General features: G+C 48.7%; 17 protein-coding genes, 8 tRNA genes and 1 rRNA gene. 3 read left to right on the top strand and 23 right to left on the bottom strand.

Translation table 11 applies throughout. The annotated features are described in order from the left end of the window. Window positions 1–10: 10 nt before the first annotated feature. The 14 genes from hisIE to IEY34_RS36925 all read right to left on the bottom strand — a co-directional run bounded on the left by hisIE (window position 11) and on the right by IEY34_RS36925 (window position 12,720). Window positions 11–664, bottom strand: coding sequence for a bifunctional phosphoribosyl-AMP cyclohydrolase/phosphoribosyl-ATP diphosphatase HisIE (hisIE, locus tag IEY34_RS22720; RefSeq protein WP_189015394.1), 654 nt, complete (start codon window positions 662–664; stop codon window positions 11–13). Further along, window positions 661–1,419, bottom strand: coding sequence for an imidazole glycerol phosphate synthase subunit HisF (gene hisF / locus IEY34_RS22715; protein ID WP_189015392.1), 759 nt, complete (start codon window positions 1,417–1,419; stop codon window positions 661–663). Before hisF ends, hisIE begins: the two co-directional genes overlap by 4 nt. Window positions 1,420–1,469: 50 nt before the next feature. Then, window positions 1,470–2,075 carry an imidazole glycerol phosphate synthase subunit HisH gene (gene hisH / locus IEY34_RS22710; RefSeq protein WP_189015390.1) on the bottom strand — a complete coding sequence of 202 codons (606 nt, stop codon included), beginning with the start codon at window positions 2,073–2,075 and terminating at the stop codon, window positions 1,470–1,472. A 2-nt stretch (window positions 2,076–2,077) separates the two neighbouring features. Then, the gene (gene hisB / locus IEY34_RS22705) at window positions 2,078–2,686 is read right to left on the bottom strand and encodes an imidazoleglycerol-phosphate dehydratase HisB (RefSeq protein ID WP_189015388.1); all 609 of its coding nucleotides are present in this window, start codon (window positions 2,684–2,686) and stop codon (window positions 2,078–2,080) included. Further along, the gene (gene hisD / locus IEY34_RS22700) at window positions 2,687–3,973 is read right to left on the bottom strand and encodes a histidinol dehydrogenase (protein ID WP_189015500.1); all 1,287 of its coding nucleotides are present in this window, start codon (window positions 3,971–3,973) and stop codon (window positions 2,687–2,689) included. 58 nt (window positions 3,974–4,031) lie between these two features. Beyond that, a complete protein-coding gene (gene hisG / locus IEY34_RS22695) occupies window positions 4,032–4,667 on the bottom strand; it encodes an ATP phosphoribosyltransferase (protein WP_189015386.1) in 636 nt (211 codons plus the stop codon). A gap of 37 nt (window positions 4,668–4,704) precedes the next feature. Then, window positions 4,705–5,913: an ATP phosphoribosyltransferase regulatory subunit gene (locus IEY34_RS22690; protein ID WP_189015384.1), complete on the bottom strand. Its 1,209-nt coding sequence runs from the start codon at window positions 5,911–5,913 to the stop codon at window positions 4,705–4,707. Between the two features lie 216 nt (window positions 5,914–6,129). Beyond that, the gene (locus IEY34_RS22685) at window positions 6,130–6,624 is read right to left on the bottom strand and encodes an acyltransferase (RefSeq protein WP_189015382.1); all 495 of its coding nucleotides are present in this window, start codon (window positions 6,622–6,624) and stop codon (window positions 6,130–6,132) included. Continuing rightward, the gene (gene ppaX, locus IEY34_RS22680; RefSeq protein WP_189015380.1) at window positions 6,621–7,289 is read right to left on the bottom strand and encodes a pyrophosphatase PpaX; all 669 of its coding nucleotides are present in this window, start codon (window positions 7,287–7,289) and stop codon (window positions 6,621–6,623) included. Before ppaX ends, IEY34_RS22685 begins: the two co-directional genes overlap by 4 nt. Next, window positions 7,267–8,244, bottom strand: a complete 978-nt coding sequence (lgt, locus tag IEY34_RS22675; protein ID WP_189015378.1) for a prolipoprotein diacylglyceryl transferase — start codon at window positions 8,242–8,244, stop codon at window positions 7,267–7,269. Before lgt ends, ppaX begins: the two co-directional genes overlap by 23 nt. Before the next feature lie 35 nt (window positions 8,245–8,279). Then, entirely contained in the window at window positions 8,280–9,221 is a 942-nt protein-coding gene (gene hprK / locus IEY34_RS22670) for an HPr(Ser) kinase/phosphatase (protein WP_189015376.1), read from the bottom strand. Between the two features lie 166 nt (window positions 9,222–9,387). Further along, on the bottom strand, window positions 9,388–10,518 hold the full coding sequence (locus IEY34_RS22665; RefSeq protein ID WP_189015375.1) for an ABC transporter ATP-binding protein: 1,131 nt from the start codon (window positions 10,516–10,518) through the stop codon (window positions 9,388–9,390). Window positions 10,519–10,629: 111 nt separating this feature from the next. After that, window positions 10,630–11,745, bottom strand: coding sequence for a PucR family transcriptional regulator (locus tag IEY34_RS22660; protein WP_189015373.1), 1,116 nt, complete (start codon window positions 11,743–11,745; stop codon window positions 10,630–10,632). A 123-nt stretch (window positions 11,746–11,868) separates the two neighbouring features. Continuing rightward, complete coding sequence (locus IEY34_RS36925; protein WP_229757788.1) at window positions 11,869–12,720, bottom strand: NlpC/P60 family protein; 852 nt, start codon at window positions 12,718–12,720, stop codon at window positions 11,869–11,871. Between the two features lie 273 nt (window positions 12,721–12,993). Here IEY34_RS36925 and IEY34_RS22650 point away from each other — a divergent pair, with 273 nt between their 5' ends. From IEY34_RS22650 to IEY34_RS22640, 3 genes are all read left to right on the top strand, one after another. Beyond that, a complete protein-coding gene (locus IEY34_RS22650; RefSeq protein WP_189015371.1) occupies window positions 12,994–13,590 on the top strand; it encodes a gluconate 2-dehydrogenase subunit 3 family protein in 597 nt (198 codons plus the stop codon). Continuing rightward, window positions 13,587–15,149: a GMC family oxidoreductase gene (locus IEY34_RS22645; RefSeq protein WP_189015369.1), complete on the top strand. Its 1,563-nt coding sequence runs from the start codon at window positions 13,587–13,589 to the stop codon at window positions 15,147–15,149. The genes IEY34_RS22650 and IEY34_RS22645 overlap by 4 nt, the downstream gene beginning before the upstream one ends. Before the next feature lie 76 nt (window positions 15,150–15,225). Then, entirely contained in the window at window positions 15,226–15,528 is a 303-nt protein-coding gene (locus IEY34_RS22640) for an MTH1187 family thiamine-binding protein (protein ID WP_189015367.1), read from the top strand. 436 nt (window positions 15,529–15,964) lie between these two features. Here the strand turns inward: IEY34_RS22640 and IEY34_RS22635 are convergent. The 9 genes from IEY34_RS22635 to IEY34_RS22595 all read right to left on the bottom strand — a co-directional run. Beyond that, window positions 15,965–16,037, bottom strand: a tRNA-Lys gene (locus IEY34_RS22635). Between the two features lie 9 nt (window positions 16,038–16,046). Beyond that, window positions 16,047–16,128: transfer RNA gene (locus IEY34_RS22630), tRNA-Tyr, on the bottom strand. 46 nt (window positions 16,129–16,174) lie between these two features. Then, a tRNA-Phe gene (locus IEY34_RS22625) sits at window positions 16,175–16,247 on the bottom strand. Between the two features lie 37 nt (window positions 16,248–16,284). After that, a tRNA-Asp gene (locus IEY34_RS22620) sits at window positions 16,285–16,361 on the bottom strand. Between the two features lie 12 nt (window positions 16,362–16,373). Next, window positions 16,374–16,449 (bottom strand) — tRNA-Thr (locus tag IEY34_RS22615). 11 nt (window positions 16,450–16,460) lie between these two features. After that, window positions 16,461–16,536 (bottom strand) — tRNA-Val (locus IEY34_RS22610). A 16-nt stretch (window positions 16,537–16,552) separates the two neighbouring features. Next, a tRNA-Met gene (locus tag IEY34_RS22605) sits at window positions 16,553–16,629 on the bottom strand. Between the two features lie 27 nt (window positions 16,630–16,656). Further along, window positions 16,657–16,748: transfer RNA gene (locus tag IEY34_RS22600), tRNA-Ser, on the bottom strand. A 143-nt stretch (window positions 16,749–16,891) separates the two neighbouring features. Next, window positions 16,892–17,015 (bottom strand): 23S ribosomal RNA (locus IEY34_RS22595); the annotation flags it as partial.

The following is a 17,015-nucleotide window of genomic DNA, read 5'->3' as shown; positions in this document are numbered from 1 at the left end:
GTCGTTTTATTTATTTTTTGACATGCCGATTGGCTAACTCTTTCATAATATCGTCCAATGGCAATTTATTATTGCGAAGCAGAACCATCAAGTGGAAAATAAGATCGCTGGCTTCATAGCGAAGCTCGTCATTGTCTTTATTTTTGGCTGCGATAATGACTTCGGCGGTTTCTTCTCCGACCTTTTTAAGAATCTTATCGACACCTTTTTCGAACAGGTAGGTTGTGTAAGCACCCTCTGGGCGCTCGGCGTCACGGGAAGCGATAACGGCTTCGAGTTCGCCAAGAATTGCGAAGCGATTGCCCTCTGCAGCAGGCGCAGCTTCCTGGTCAGCCCCCTCCACAGGGACGTTTTCTGTGAAACACGTATACGTGCCGTTGTGGCAAGCAGGTCCAACTTGTTCTACAAGAACAAGCAGCGTATCGCCATCACAGTCGTAGCGCAGTGATTTCACTTTTTGCGTGTGACCGGAAGTTGCTCCCTTGTTCCAAAGCTCCTCACGGGAACGACTCCAGAACCACGTGTCACCCGTTTGAATCGTGCGCTGCAAAGACTCGCCGTTCATATAAGCCAGCATAAGCACTTCTTTACTGACAGCATCCTGCACGATAGCAGGCACAAGTCCGTGTGCATCAAATTTGATTTGATCAATTGAAAATGTCATCGGATTTCAACCCCTTTAGCTTTAAGGTCATCTTTGACCCCTTGAATCGTTAACTCTTTATAGTGAAAAATGGTGGCGGCCAGCCCTGCATCAGCTTTGCCCTCCGTGAAAACATCATAGAAGTGCTCCGCTTTACCCGCTCCGCCTGAGGCAATGACAGGAATCGTCAGCAGCTCAGACACTGCGCGTGTCAGCTTCAGATCAAAACCGTCCTTCGTACCGTCTGCGTCCATACTGGTAAGGAGAATCTCGCCTGCGCCCAACTCCTCCATCCGTTTCGCCCACTCCAGCGTCTTGATGCCTGTGGCATTGCGACCGCCGTGCGTGAACACTTCCCACTCGCCCCACTCGCTGTTAAACTTAGCGTCAATGGCAACGACAATACACTGAGAACCGAACTTGCGCGCTCCGTCAGATACGAGCTGAGGGTTGCGAACCGCTGCCGTGTTAATCCCGATCTTATCCGCACCCGCACGCAGCAATCGTTTCATATCGTCCACGCTGGAGATACCGCCGCCCACGGTGAATGGAATCGTAATCTCTCCCGCAGTTTGACGAACGACCTCAACCATCGTAGCCCGGCCTTCTACGGATGCCGAAATATCGAGGAAAACGAGCTCATCTGCGCCTTCTTTATCATAAATCGCTGCCAGCTCCACCGGATCGCCCGCATCGCGCAAATTCACGAAATTCACGCCTTTGACCACACGACCATCCTTGACGTCTAGGCAAGGGATAATTCTTTTGGCTAACATGAGGGGTACCTCCTTTTTAACTTAAGAGCCCTTAGAGCGCCCTATTTCGCCTACTTGCACATAGCCAGAAAGTTGTTCAACAGCTGCATCCCGATATCCCCGCTTTTTTCGGGGTGAAACTGCATGCCGTATACGTTATCCCGGCCTACAATCGCCGTCACCGGCTGGTGGTAATCCGTTACCGCCAACAGATCGCTTTCGCGCTCCGGCTTCGCATGGTAGGAGTGAACGAAATACACATGCCCTTCTTCGATGCCTTGGAAAATGGGGCTTGCGCTCTGCTTGTAGCTGAGTCGATTCCACCCCATATGCGGGACCTTGTAATCTCCGCGGAAACGAACGACCGAACCTGGCAAGAGGCCAAGCCCTTCATGGTTCCCATGCTCCTCACTGCTGGCAAACAACAGCTGCATCCCAAGACAAATGCCGATCAGCGGCTTGCCCGACTCCGCATAGCTCCGAACAACGCCATCCAGTCCGGACTCACGCAATTGCTCCATCGCATCGCCGAAAGCCCCTACGCCGGGCAGGATAGCTCCTTCAGCGGCGAGAATCTGCTCTGCATCCCCAGTCACAACGGCTTCGTAGCCAAGACGCTCAACCGCTTTGCTAACGCTATGTAAATTGCCCATTCCATAATCAATAATAGCGATCATGCTTACAGCACTCCCTTCGTCGAAGGAACCCCCTGCACGCGAGGATCAATCGATGTCGCTTCATCCAAAGCACGGCCTAACGCTTTAAATACGGCTTCCACCATGTGATGCGTGTTCTGCCCATAATGCACGATAACATGAAGCGTAATGCGGGCTTCCAGCGCCAGCTTCCACAAGAACTCTTGAACGAGCTGCGTATCGAAGCTGCCGACATTCTGTGAAGGATACTGCGCACGATATTCAAAATGCGGACGGTTGCTAATATCAATGACGACTTGCGCAAGCGCCTCGTCCATCGGAACGAACACGCTGGCATAGCGTTTAATTCCTCGTTTATCGCCCAAAGCTTCGCGAAGCGTCTGGCCTAAACAAATCCCGATATCTTCTACCGTGTGATGATCATCAATCTCGATATCGCCTTTGGCGTTGACATTCAGATTAAATTGCCCATGCTTCGTGAACAAATCGAGCATATGATTCAAGAAAGGCACATCCGTTTGAAGCTCTGAAATTCCTGTTCCGTCTACCTCGAACTTCAGGGCAATGTCGGTTTCATTCGTTCTGCGGACTACACTCGCGGAGCGAGTCAAAGCTTGATCCTGTTCAGCCATCTATTTCAACTTCCCTTCCTTCTTGAGTCTAACTTCCACCGCTCTCGCGTGACCTTCCAGCCCTTCGTTGCGGGCAAGTGTCATGATCATATCGCCATTGGCGAGCAGCGCTTCCTTGCTATAGTGAATAACACTTGATTTTTTGAGGAAATCATCCACATTCAGTGGAGATGAGAAACGTGCCGTGCCGTTCGTCGGCAGCACGTGGTTAGGTCCGGCGAAATAATCGCCGACGGGTTCCGTACTGTAGGCGCCGAGGAAAATAGCGCCTGCATTCTCGATGCGCGGCAGCAGGTTGAAAGGCTCCTGCACCAGCAGCTCGCAATGCTCCGGAGCCAAGCGATTGACGACGTCCACACCCTCGTCGAGGCTATCTACCAAGAGGATCGCTCCTTTGGTCGCTGTAGACACCGCTGCGATGGCTTTCTTCGGCAGCACATCCAGCTGCCGCCATAGCTCCAGCCGAACCGATTCGGCCAGTTCTTGCGACGGGGTCACCAGAATCGCCGGTGACATCTCGTCATGCTCGGCTTGCGCCAGCAAATCAGCCGCGATGTATTCGGGATCGGCGTGCTCATCTGCCAGCACGACGATGTCTGTAGGCCCGGCGATCATGTCGATATCGACGACACCGAACACGAAGCGCTTCGCCAGCGCGACGTAGATGTTGCCCGGTCCGACGATCTTGTCGACCGGCGGAATGGACTGCGTGCCGTAGGCCAGCGCGGCTACCGCTTGCGCCCCGCCTGCGCGGTAGATCTCTTTCACACCCGCTTCGGCTGCTGCCACGAGGATATGCGGGTTGATGCCCGCTTCGCCCGCGGTGGCCGGAGGCGTCACCATCGCGATCTCCGGCACCCCCGCAACGATCGCGGGGATGGCGTTCATGAGCACGGAGGAAGGGTAAGCCGCCTTCCCTCCGGGCACGTACAATCCGACCCGCTTCAGCGGTCGGATGATTTGGCCCAGCAGGCTGCCGTTCGCCTGCAGGTCCATCCACGACGTGCGTTTCTGTTTCTCATGAAACGCACGAATATTCGCGGCGGCTTGACGCAGCGCCGCCAGGAACTCGGCGTCCACCTGCGCGTACGCCGCCTGGATTTCCTCGTCGCTGACGCGAAGCTCAGCGATCTCGACGTTGTCGAACTGCTGCGCCATGCGTATCAGCGCAGCATCTCCGTCCTGCCGCACCTCATCGATGATGCGGCGGACGGTCTCATTTTGCTCCGGTGAACCATATTCGACCTCGCGGTTCAACTGAAATTCCGAGGCGGGAAGTATCCGCATCTCCATCATCCTCTCTTGATCTTGCTCCACTTGCACTTGCACTTGATCTTCCGTTCATCTATACCTTAGTCACAGGCAGCACAGCCTGAAGCATATCACACAACCGCTGAATGGAGTCATTCTTCATGCGGTAACTTACACGATTCGCAATCAAGCGACTCGTAATTTGGAAAATCTCCTCTTGCTCAACAAGTCCATTCTCCTTGAGCGTTTGACCCGTTTCAACCATATCCACGATACGATCAGCAAGTCCGATAAGAGGCGCAAGCTCGATGGAACCGTTCAATTTAATCACTTCAACCTGCTGGCCCTGCTCGCGGAAATATTGGGAAGCAACATTCGGATATTTCGTCGCAACTCGCGGATTGATCACTTGCTTCCAATCCGGCAAACCGATAACTGACATCCGGCAGCGGGCGATCCCCAAATCCAGAAGCTCATACACGTTGCGATTTTCTTCCATAAGCACGTCTTTACCCACGACCCCGATATCTGCAACGCCATACTCCACATATGTTGGAACATCTACGGGTTTGGCAAGAATGAATTCCATTCTAGCCTCAGGCACCGGAATAATTAATCGGCGCCCTTCTTCCAAATCCTCAGGTATTGCCAAACCTGCCTGATGAAAAAGCTTTGCTGCTTGTTTATAAATACGGCCTTTCGGCATCGCTACTTTAAGAATATCATCCACCGTTCCAACCTCCTTCGACAACCGTTAGTTCAACTGCTTAATCGATCAACTTGATAACATCCTGATACACCGTTCCGCGAAGCTCGTAGTCGCCGTCTTCCTTCTCCGAAAGATCCTTGGACCAAACTTCCTGATCGCTCACCAGCTGCGTAATCACGGTAACCTCTTGCTCGCTATCCCGCATCGCCTTCGCCAATTGCAGCGCTTCTTCCCGATGATCGATATCATAGGCAATCAGTACACGACTTGGCGCTTCCACGGTCTCTTTGCCTGTCACTTCAAGAATACGATTCGTCTTGAGTGCGAAGCCTGTTGCCGGAGCCGGACGTCCGAATTGAGCCAATAGATTATCGTATCTGCCGCCGCTGCACACCGGGAAACCAAGATCAGCTGCATACCCCTCAAACGTCATACCTGTATAGTAGGAGAAATCTCCAATCATCGTTAAATCAATGACGACATGTTCGCTTACCCCGTAAGCTTTGAGCACATCCCATACTTCGCATAGATGTCGAATGGCATCTTGCGCGATCGGATGCTGCGAAACCATACGAGCTTGCTCACAGATTTCATCGCCGCCCCTTAGTCGCAGAACGCCGTTGAGTTCACGATCTACCTCTGGCGTAAGCGCCAAGGACTTAATCGCTTCCCGATATCCAACGTAATCCCGACTTAACAAATGCTCTTTGAGCATAAGCTGTGCATCGCTGCGACCTTCAAGCGTTTCTTGGAACAAACCATTAAGGAAACCTACGTGTCCCAATGCGATTTTGAACGTGTTCACGCCTGCAGCCTGCAAAGAAGCAATCGCGAGCGCCACAACTTCAGCATCCGCTTCGGATGAAGCATCGCCGATAAGCTCAACACCTGTTTGGAAGAACTCTGAATCACGTCCTGCTTCCTCTTCAATCGCGCGAAAGACATTCGAATGGTATGACAACCGCAATGGGAACGCATGTTCCTTGAGCAGAGATGAAGCTACACGCGCAATCGGTGCCGTCAGCTCCGAACGCAGAACAAGCGTCTTCCCTTTGCGATCCAGCAGTTTGAACAGCTTTTTATCTTCTGTGGAGCTTGCCACTCCAACGGTATCATAATATTCAAGTGTAGGCGTGATAATCTGGTTATACCCCCAGCGTTCCATACAAGCCAGTACACGGTATTCAATATTGCGCAGCTTCGTCACTGCATCGGGCAAGTAATCCTTGACCCCTAACGGTTTTTCAAATACTTTTGGCTTCGACACCGTCTCACCTCAACATCTAGGAATACATTCTCATTTCCTGATTCATTTCACTTTAATGCGGTAACGTGCTACCATACTACCAAAATAAAGAATGTACGGCTATTTTATCACGTAACCCTGGGACCGTCAATTGTCACTTTGCGTATCCTAGCTTGTTTGTTTACCGCTCTACCTGCGCAAAGAAAAAGAGCTGCACCGGCGAGTAGCGCACAACTCTTATTGGTCCTTATGTCCTTCTCTTATCGTCTGCAGGGGGTTCCCTGCCACAAAACTATAGGGTGCCACATCTTTATGGACGACAGAACCCGCTCCTATGATCGCGTAGTCTCCAATCGTTACACCGGGTAGAATTGTTGTATTGGCACCTACCATCACGTGTGATCCAATATGCACATCACCGAGTCTGTACTCATGGGTTAAATATTCATGAGCCAGAATCGTTGTGTTATACCCGATAATCGTGTTGGTGCCAATATGAATCTTTTCCGGGAAAAAGACATCCACCATCACCATTAACGCAAAAGCCGTATGTTCCCCAACCGTCATACCCAAAATATGACGATAGATCCAATTCTTCATCCGCAGGGAGGGCGAGTACCGTGTAATTTGGATAAAAACAAAATTCCGGATCGCCTTCCACTTACTGACGGTGTGATAGATCTGCCATAAGGCGTTGGGGCCGTCTACCGGATACTTGTCCGTTTGTCTCAACCAGCATTCACATCCGACGTAAGTCCCACGATTGGAAGCAGATCATACATATCATCAATGAGGTAATCAGGGTTGTAGCCTTCCAGATACGAGCGGCCTTTCCATGACCAGGTGACACCGACAGCGGTGACTCCGGCATTCTGGGCGGCTTCGATGTCATAATGACTGTCTCCCACCATGATCGCTTGACCAGGGGAGCTTCCTAATTCTTTCAGCGCTGCCAAAATACCTTCTGGATGCGGCTTTGCCTCTTTTACATCTTCCACGGTTACAATCGTAGAGATGAAAGTATCCAATCCGCATAACTTTAGCCCCATCAAGGTTGTTTGACGAATTTTGCTAGTTACAATACCAATTTTGATGCCATTCGCATGAAGCTTCTCCATCACGGTATGTACATTGGGAAACTCTTTAACCAGCTCATCGTGCTTCGATAAGTTGAAAGTTCTGTATTTCTTAATGAGAGCATCCACTTGCGTCTTCTCTGTTTGTCCAGTAAAAAACTCCATTTGTTCCACGAGCGGCCGACCCATATTCGGAATAATCAATTCCCTGCTCAGCGGTTCCGGCGTTTCACCTTCCAAGCTATGCAAGAAGGATTGCACAATCAACTCATTCGTATCTACAATCGTGCCATCCAGGTCAAACAGTACGGTTTGAATCATAATTTGCTCCTTTATCCTCTACATCTTGATCTTTGATCGCTTGATTGTTCTCCCCAGCTTTCGTTGATACAATCGGATCCGAGTAACGCACATTAGCGTAGCCTTTTTTCCTTCTCACGATAATGACTACCGTCAAAACAACTACAATCAGAAGTGCTAACAGCTGTGAGAATCTCACATTTCCACCATACGTCAGAACCCCTGGCTGGAAAACAAGCGTCATCGGTGACCACAATGTATCCATCAGCGACGCCAACCATGTTGGGCCCGTTATGTCCAAGCTATCGGTCCGGACACCCTCGATGAAGAAACGGCCGATCGAATACCAGATGAAATAACCGAAGAAGAGCTCGCCAGCACGGAGAAACGGTCTCCGACGCAGCCAAAGCAGCAAGAGCAGCCCAAGAATATTCCATACAGACTCATATAGAAATGCTGGGTGATAGAAAGTACCCTCAATGTTCATTTGATTTACGATAAAATTCGGGAGGTGCAGTGTATCTCGCAGAAATGATTCCGTGACCGGCCCGCCATGCGCCTCTTGGTTCATGAAATTGCCCCAACGTCCAATGGCTTGGCCAACAATCAATCCTGGCGCGCAGATATCAGCGATTCGCAAGAACGGATACCCTTTCGCACGCATGTAGAAAAAAGTCCCGATAATCGCGCCGATTAAGGCTCCGTATATCGCTATCCCACCATGCCATATCATAAATATCTCAGCTAGATTATTCTTATAATCGTCCCATTGAAAGGCTACATAATAAATTCGCGCTCCAATAATGGCGGAAGGCACGCCGATCAACAATAAATCCATAAAGAAATCAGGCACGATACGGAATCGTTTGCCTTCCCGGATTGCTAACATCAAGCCAATCAGCGCTGCTGTACCTAAAATAATTCCATACCATCGGACATGTATCGGTCCAAGGGAAAACGCAACACTCTCGAGCATAGTTTCACTCCTTCATATAGTTGATTTACCGACTATCAATCGAAATCTTCGAAGTTTTCATTCAGTGATTCGGTCAGTTTATTCGTAAACTGCAGCGCCGCGTTATAGCCCATATGCTTCAACCGATAGTTCATCGCGGCCACTTCCACGATAACGGCCAAGTTTCGGCCTGGTCGAACCGGGATCGTCACGAGAGGCAAATCGGTATCAATGATTCGAGTCAACTCTTCATCAAGGCCTAATCGGTCATATTGTTTGTCTTGCTGCCAATTCTCCAGCTTCACCACGACCGAAATTTTCTTCACATTCCGAATAGCCCCTGCTCCGAACAACGTCATCACATTGATGATACCGACTCCGCGGATCTCAAGCAAATGCCGAATGAGCTCAGGCGCGTTGCCCGTCAGCACTTTATCGCCATTCTGACGAATTTCTACCGCGTCATCGGCGATAAGGCGATGGCCCCTTTTAACAAGCTCAAGTGCCGTCTCGCTCTTGCCGATACCGCTGCTTCCCGTAATCAACATCCCAATGCCGTATACATCGACAAGTACGCCATGAATGGTCGTACTAGGAGCTAGTTTATTCTCAAGGAACCCTGTGAGTCGACTTGCGAAGATCGTTGTCGACATCTGACTGCGAAGCACGGGAAGATCCCGCTTTGTTGCTTCTTCGAGCAGTTCAACAGGCACGTCCAGTCCTCGTGTCACAATAATGCACGGTGTTTCTTCCGCTGAGCACAGCTGTTCCACGCGATTGCGCCGAACACCCGTTGTTAACATTTCCATGAAGGTAATTTCCGTCTTCCCTAGCATCTGGATACGTTCTCTTGGATGGTAATTGAAATAACCTGCCATCTCAAGACCAGGGCGGTACAAGTCTCCGGTTGTTATCGGGCGTTTCAGTCCAGATTCACCTGCAAGAACCTCCATATGGAGTTGTGCCACCATTTCGGAAACCTTCACTTTTTTGGCCATCGTCCTATCTCCTCCGAGTTTCGCCTATGCATAACGTGCTTCATCTGCTTATATTCATTTCTTTCCAATACTTTCATCGTAATGGAATACCTAAGTGAAATCAACTATCGTCTTCGAGATACAAACAAAAAGGCCAGCCGATAACGGCTGGCCTTTCTAATTAAACCTACAGGTTTGGATTAACCAGGATAGATAATGTAGTATCTTTATCGAAGAAATGGATTTTGTTCATGTCCAAAGCCAATTTCACGTTTGTGCCTTCTTTGATTCCGGAACGACCGTCAACACGCGCGATTACCGTGTTAGCGCCGATACCGTTCAGGTACAAGTACATTTCGTGACCCAAGTTCTCAGTCAACTCAACGTTAACGTTGAATACTGTGTTCGGGGATGCTTCCAAGAATACAGGCTCTTCGTGGATATCTTCTGGACGAACACCCAGAATCACTTCTTTACCAACGAAACCTTTGTCTTTCAATACTTGTGCTTTACCAGCTGGAACTTCAACGTTAACAGATCCTGCTTTAAAGAAAATGCCGCTGCCTTCTTGTGTTAATGTACCTGTCATGAAGTTCATGGATGGGGATCCGATGAAGCCCGCAACGAAGATATTCACTGGGAAGTTGTAAATTTCTTCTGGTGTAGCTGCTTGTTGAATAATACCTTTGTCCATAACAACGATGCGATCGCCCATTGTCATAGCTTCGATTTGGTCATGCGTTACGTAGATTGTCGTAACACCAAGACGTTTTGTCAATTTTGTAATTTCCGCACGCATTTGAACACGAAGTTTCGCATCCAAGTTGGAAAGCGGCTCATCCATCAAGAAGACTTGTGGCTCACGAACAATCGCACGACCCAAGGCAACACGTTGACGTTGACCACCGGAAAGAGCTTTTGGCTTACGATCCAACAAATGAACGATATCTAGAATTTTCGCTGCTTCGCGAACGCGAGCATCGATATCAGCTTTTTTGAATTTACGAAGTTTCAAACCGAATGCCATGTTTTGATAAACAGTCATATGCGGATAAAGGGCATAGGATTGGAATACCATCGCGATATCGCGATCTTTTGGAGCGACATCATTAACAAGGCGGTCTCCGATGTACAATTCACCTTCAGTAATTTCCTCTAATCCTGCGATCATACGAAGAGTTGTGGATTTTCCGCAACCGGATGCTCCAACCAATACGACGAACTCTTTATCTTCAACTTCAAGATGGAAATCTTTAACTGTAGATTCTTCTGCACCAGAATATCTTTTAACGATATGATTTAAACGTACGCCTGCCATGGTTTCATTCCCCCTACGATTTATCGATTAATGACTTCTTAATCAACTTTTCAATATACTCATCTTACCCTACAGATGCCTGACTGACTATGCACAATCCCTACAAAAAAATCACTTTCTTTTCGTTACTTTGTACAATAGCAATGCCAGTCTTACCAAAACAGCATGATTGAAGGTTCTCACATCAAGTCCTGTCTCGTTTTTGAACTTGTCCAAACGGTACAACAAAGTATTTCTATGAATATATAACTTCTTCGCCGTCTCGCTAACATTGCAATCAAGAGAGAAGAAATGTTCCAGCGTCGTCACCGTCTCCGTATCCAGCGCATGATCCGTGCCGCGAAGCACCTGTTCCAAGAACTCTGACTTTTCCTCTTCATCGATCAAATGCAGCAGTTTCTCCAATCGAAGCTCCCAACGCAAATGAAGGAAGCTGCCTACATGGAAAGAACGGCCTAGCATAATCGTTTCCCGCAATTTTAGAATCGTTGCGAATAAGGATTTGGCCGGTTTAACCGGATAATCAATAGCGAGATGACATTCTCCCACCCATTCATTAGCCAGCATTTCATATAAACCTGAACCAAGCGCATCGAGAATTTGTTCAACACTCTCTTCCTCATCGCCATCCCTTTCCTCGCTGCCACTGGTTAATAGACCTTCAGGAGCGAGAATCAGCCATTCTTTATCCAATAATGGAATCAAGATAATCTCGGATTCAAAGAAGGATTCCAACAGCTTCTTCAGTTCCGCGTAGGAAACACTCTGGTTTTGAGAATAATCGCCATATAAAAGCAATGGAATTTTGGTCGAATAGAGTGAGGATTGGGAAGCCAGCGCATCGGGCAGTTCCGCATAAGTCGAACCGCGTTCCATCTGCTCAAGCAGCCAATCTCTTAATTGATGCGCTTTTCTTTCATCTTCCGAAAGAAATGTGCCCCATTGCTTCTTTTCTTGCGATTGCTTGGACTCAACAGTCATTTCTACCAGCTTGCGCTCAGATACCGTTAGTTGGGCTCCGAACACTTCCAGAACGCGAATATCATTCTGTTCCTTTGATAAATAAAACAGCACTTCCTGACCACGTACAACACTTCGGCCTGAGCCTTCCGCATTGCCTTCTTGTTCTTCAACCAGCTGCAGCCAAGCCGCCTCGGGGAGGGAACTAATCTGTATAGGTGTCTGTAAAACCGCTTCCAATCGCTCTTTGACTCGCTCCCAATCCATCTGCCTCTCTCCTTACTCCAATAGCTTTCTTCTATATCTATCTCTCTATTGTAGCATATGTGACCCCCTGGATGTGAAAGATCCCTTCTGCACGTAGGTGCAAAAGGGATTCTTATCCAACCTCTAGTTCAAAACGCGGCGAGCCGTCACGTAATGATCCGCCCACCACTCTTTATTAATGGAAGTAAATTTCACTCCGCCCTCGCCATACGTATGGATCATATTGCCATCACCGACATAGATGCCGACATGACCGATATTCTTACCGGAATCTATCGTAGTGAAGAAGACCAGATCTCCCACTTGCAGATTGCTTTTGCTTACGTAAGTACCTTCTTTCGCTTGGTCGCGGGACACACGCGGCAGCGTTATGCCGTATTCCGCGAATACCGTTTTCGTAAACGACGAACAATCCATTGTCTTGGTTTGTCCATATTTCGCCCCGAAGACATAAGGTGTGCCTAGATATTTTTGGGCTGTCAAAATCAATTCTGCTTTCAGCCGATCCTTGGCGGAAAGGATGCTTTTGCCACTGATGAAACTGCTCTTATAATCATTCACATTGCGAGTGACGACTTCGTCTTTGCTCTGGGAAGCCATGACCATTTTACCTGCTCCTACATAGATCCCAGCATACGTTGGCTTATTGCCACTACCAAAGAACAAGACGTCACCTGGCTCCGCTTTGGCCAAACTCGAAATTTTCGTTTTATTCATATTAAACTGCTCGTTAAGCGATCTGGGAACCGAATAATTCAAAGTTTGATAGACGTAATAGATTAATCCAGACGAATCGAAGCCTGCAGATGGCTTCTCATTGCTTTTGGAGTAATCGACACCAACCATTTTTTTCGCCAAAGATACAGCATCCATATCATCATTAGCCGCATAAGCGGAAACTGCCGTTGTCGCAGATAAAGCAATCGTTATCGCGGCTGTGATCCCCAGCGTACGGTGTGCCAAACTTTTCATCATCATATTTCCTCCTGTGCGAGATTATTTGTAAAAATGGGAATGTTCTCTCGGTCTAGAATAAGGTTACCATGGTAATGAAAAGTCTTTCATTCCTAAAATGTTTCCTATATGCCACAACATTACCACTCTTGCCAAATCATTCATTGGGTTAAAATCCAATACTTTCTTGAATTCTCTACATAATGAGTTCGGCTAATCGTCTGTTCTACTCATATTCTTCGTGAATTTGGAAATAATTGTACAGAGACTGCTGTGATTCTGAGGAGATAACTTATGATAAAAAACACCTATTATCCGACATATAACGTCATGGATGAACAAAAGGAATGGGATCCACATACGCGCTCTATCGTTGCCGCTCGCTTAATACGTGAGCAGTCCTATGGTTTCTTAACCAACGTTGAGGCTGAAACCTTAAGAACTTGGTGCGGCCTGCTCATGGATGATCACCGTGGGGATATCATTCAATATATACTTAGTCATATGGATCAAGCTTTGACTGACAACAAAGGGGAAGGCCAACGTAAACGCGACACTCCCCCCATTCGACACTTGCTGCGTCAGGGATTGAAAGGGATTGATGAGGCCGGTTGGCTAGCCGCAAGTCTGCCTTTCTTCAAACTCGACGAACCTGCGCAGCGCCAAATCATGCGCCAAATCAGCACGGCAACCTATCCTCCCACCCGTTCATGGGATGGCATCCCTCAGAAAGCGCTGTTTCAGAAACTGCTTCAACTGAGCGTTGATGCCTACTATTCTCATCCTTTGGTTTGGTCAGAGATCGGTTTTGGAGGCCCCGCTTATCCACGAGGGTATGTCAGAACAGCGCCGGGCCAAGTCGATCCTTGGGAGGCCGTGAGGAAGCCATGAATTGGAGACATGAACATGATGCTGTCGATATTCTAATCGTAGGGGCAGGAGCTGCCGGCGGCGTGCTGGCCAAAGAGCTCAGCGAAGCTGGGCTTAGCGTTGTCGTCCTTGAGGCGGGTCCTTGGCGGGACCCAGAGAAAGACTTTGCCAGCGACGAGTTAAGCATGCGGCAGCTCGCCTGGGAGGATACGCGGATATTCGACGGAAGCGATCCTTTTGACATGGGATATGATCATTCCGGCAGGGGGGTTGGCGGGGGAACACAGAACTTTACCGGTGTTTTTTTGCGATTCCATGAATCAGATTTCAAAACCAAATCGATCGACGGCGTGGGCGAGGATTGGCCGATTCATTACAAAGATTTAGAACCGTATTACAGCAGGATTGAAAAAGAAGTCGCGGTTTCCGGACCCAAATATTTCCCGTGGGGGAATTTCAATGGTCCCTATCCTCATCCACCGCATGATGCCTTGAGCACGAATGCTTATCTATTTCAAAAAGGCTGTGACACTTTACGTATTCAGTCTGTCGTGACACCCCTCGCCATTTTGTCTGCTCCACAGGACGGTCGATCCCCTTGTACACATCGAGGTTTCTGCATGCAGGGCTGCATGACCAATGCCAAATTCAGTACATTGATCGTCCACCTCCCTCAAGCTGTTCAAGCAGGGGCGGAGGTACTAACGAATTGCATGGTCACTCAAATCGAAATCGATGAATATGGACATGCCTGTGGCGCTCTCTTTGTCCATCAAGGAACAACCTATCGCCAGCGAGCCAAAACAGTGATTGTATGCGCGCATGCTGTAGAAACTCCTCGTCTGCTGCTGCATTCAGCTACACCGCTATTTCCCGATGGTCTTGCTAATTCCAGCGGTTGGGTAGGCCGCGCGATCATGACACACAGCAGCAACGATGTTTACGCCAAATTTGATCAGGAAGTGCGCCTCTACAAAGGAACACCTGTCCTTGCGTCCACTCAGGATTTCTACGAGACTGATCTGCATAGAGGATTCGTACGCGGCTATACCCTTCACGCCCATGGTACAAGACCCATTGACATGGCTCAAGGGATCAGTAAATCAGCCGAAGACTTCTTATGGGGAGAACATCTGAAAGAAGCGATGCGTGATTACAATTACTATGGACGGCTAACCATGGTAGGCGAAGTGCTTCCGCAACCCGATAATCAGGTCATCTTATCCGAGGAAAAAGACGAAAACGGCATGCCGCGCGCTTCTGTCTCATTCGCATATAGCGCAAATGATCGAAAGCTCATTGATCATGCCGTTGACAATATGAAGCTGATTCTGAAGGCAGCCGGTGGCCAAATTGCCTACGTGGTGCCAGATACGCAGCATCTGATGGGCGGATGCCGCATGGGCAATAACCCAGCCACATCCGTTGTTAACGCTTATGGCCAAAGCCACGACATTCCTAATCTGTTTATCTGCGATGCCAGTGTATTTGTTACCTCCAGCGGAGTCAACCCGACGAATACCATCATGGCGCTTGCCGCCAGAACGGCTGACTACATCATCGACCTGGCTAGCTCCTAACATTGCTTTCTATGGCGCCACTCCTCTACAATAGGAGGTACAGCCTTATCTAAATGAAAGGAGACCATAACATCCAATGGCCATCGCTGAATTCACCATTATCCCCATAGGGACAGCAACTACCAGCCTTAGCAGCTATGTTGCTGACCTACACAAGGAATTAGAAAAACATACGGACATCACCTTCCAAATGACACCTATGGGCACCATTCTTGAAGGCTCCTTAGATCGCGTATTAGCTGTCATTCGTGCCGTCCATGAAGTTCCCTTCACGAACGGTGCTGAACGCGTCTCCACCTCCATCAAAATCGACGATCGCCGCGACAAGCCAGCATCCATGCAGCAGAAGATGCAGTCTGTTACTGATAAGTTGAAATAGCATTTAGAGTAGATAGCCCTATGAGAACACGGCTTCGCCTGCAGGAGATGAGCTTATAAGAACGGGGGAATCTTATTAAGGGAACTCAGGTACGCTATTTCGGTAAATAGCAGGGATGCTGAGGCAATAGCGGAACTACAGGGCCTTATTTCTGCTAAAAACGCTGAATTTCCCCCTCAAACAGTAAAATAGCGCCCTGTAGTTCCCTCAAGCTCGCAAAAATAGTGATTTTTCCCAGAATAGAGGCTTGACGTTCCCTTATCTCTGCGCGAGGCAGCTGCGTTTACTCCTCCTCGATGGCTCCAAAACATGTAAATACTTTTTTGAAATGAATCTATGTGGACAAAAAAAAGCTTCCCTCAGGTTTTTAACCTTTTGGGAAGCCTCTTCATATAAAAAAAGACCCTAACTGGTCCATGTTGTTTACTTATAAAAGTGAGTCATGTAGGATTCGAACCTACGACACCCTGATTAAAAGTCAGGTGCTCTACCAACTGAGCTAATGACTCATGGAAATATGGAGGCTGATGGATTCGAACCACCGAACTCGGAGAGAGCAGATTTACAGTCTGCCGTGTTTAGCCACTTCACTAAGCCTCCAGATACGAGATACCTGTGCTGCATCAAAGCAGCACAACCATCTCAATGGCTCGGGACGGAATCGAACCGCCGACACGAGGATTTTCAGTCCTCTGCTCTACCGACTGAGCTACCGAGCCTTATTTACGTACTACTAGCTTGTCTTACTTAAAATAATGGCGGAGCTGACGGGATTCGAACCCGCGGTCTCCTGCGTGACAGGCAGGCATGTTAGGCCACTACACCACAGCTCCGTGCATTATAGATGGTGCCGTCGAGAGGACTTGAACCCCCAACCTACTGATTACAAGTCAGTTGCTCTACCAGTTGAGCTACAACGGCGTAAAAGGAAATGGTGGAGGCTGACGGGATCGAACCGCCGACCCTCTGCTTGTAAGGCAGATGCTCTCCCAGCTGAGCTAAGCCTCCGAATTGATTGGTTTTATGGTAGCGGCAGAGGGGCTCGAACCCCCGACCTTACGGGTATGAACCGTACGCTCTAGCCAGCTGAGCTACGCCGCCACATAAAAAGTGTATATAGTTGGAAACTGGCGGAGAGAGAGGGATTCGAACCCTCGCACCACTTACGCAGTCTAACCCCTTAGCAGAGGGTCCCCTTATAGCCACTTGGGTATCTCTCCAAGCTATAATACACAACCACAGGAAATAGTATTCCCTGAAAACTAGATACGAAACGTGCGTAAAGTTAGATGTTCTTAGGATTTCTGGGCCCCAACCAAGTATTCGGAATTCGCTACAAAGCTTATCTTCACTTGCTTGGGATTAGGTTAAGCCCTCGACCGATTAGTATTCGTCAGCTGCATACGTTGCCGCACTTCCACCTCGAACCTATCAACCTCGTCGTCTACAAGGGGTCTTACATACTGGGAAATCTCATCTTGAGGGGG

The sequence above is a fragment of the Paenibacillus marchantiophytorum genome (assembly GCF_014640555.1).
In the GTDB taxonomy this organism is placed as follows: Bacteria; Bacillota; Bacilli; order Paenibacillales; family NBRC-103111; genus Paenibacillus_E; species Paenibacillus_E marchantiophytorum.
This window is presented reverse-complemented; position numbering and strand designations above follow the sequence as displayed.

Excerpts from the sequence above, each read along its gene's own strand:
- IEY34_RS36925 (WP_229757788.1), bottom strand. The coding sequence starts at position 12,720 with ATGATGAAAAGTTTGGCACACCGTACGCTGGGGATCACAGCCGCGATA.
- hprK (WP_189015376.1), bottom strand. The coding sequence starts at position 9,221 with ATGGCCAAAAAAGTGAAGGTTTCCGAAATGGTGGCACAACTCCATATG.
- hisIE (WP_189015394.1), bottom strand. The coding sequence starts at position 664 with ATGACATTTTCAATTGATCAAATCAAATTTGATGCACACGGACTTGTG.
- IEY34_RS22665 (WP_189015375.1), bottom strand. The coding sequence starts at position 10,518 with ATGGCAGGCGTACGTTTAAATCATATCGTTAAAAGATATTCTGGTGCA.
- hisH (WP_189015390.1), bottom strand. The coding sequence starts at position 2,075 with ATGATCGCTATTATTGATTATGGAATGGGCAATTTACATAGCGTTAGC.
- hisF (WP_189015392.1), bottom strand. The coding sequence starts at position 1,419 with ATGTTAGCCAAAAGAATTATCCCTTGCCTAGACGTCAAGGATGGTCGT.
- hisD (WP_189015500.1), bottom strand. The coding sequence starts at position 3,973 with ATGCGGATACTTCCCGCCTCGGAATTTCAGTTGAACCGCGAGGTCGAA.
- IEY34_RS22650 (WP_189015371.1), top strand. The coding sequence starts at position 12,994 with ATGATAAAAAACACCTATTATCCGACATATAACGTCATGGATGAACAA.
- ppaX (WP_189015380.1), bottom strand. The coding sequence starts at position 7,289 with ATGATTCAAACCGTACTGTTTGACCTGGATGGCACGATTGTAGATACG.
- IEY34_RS22640 (WP_189015367.1), top strand. The coding sequence starts at position 15,226 with ATGGCCATCGCTGAATTCACCATTATCCCCATAGGGACAGCAACTACC.
- lgt (WP_189015378.1), bottom strand. The coding sequence starts at position 8,244 with ATGCTCGAGAGTGTTGCGTTTTCCCTTGGACCGATACATGTCCGATGG.
- IEY34_RS22660 (WP_189015373.1), bottom strand. The coding sequence starts at position 11,745 with ATGGATTGGGAGCGAGTCAAAGAGCGATTGGAAGCGGTTTTACAGACA.
- IEY34_RS22645 (WP_189015369.1), top strand. The coding sequence starts at position 13,587 with ATGAATTGGAGACATGAACATGATGCTGTCGATATTCTAATCGTAGGG.
- hisB (WP_189015388.1), bottom strand. The coding sequence starts at position 2,686 with ATGGCTGAACAGGATCAAGCTTTGACTCGCTCCGCGAGTGTAGTCCGC.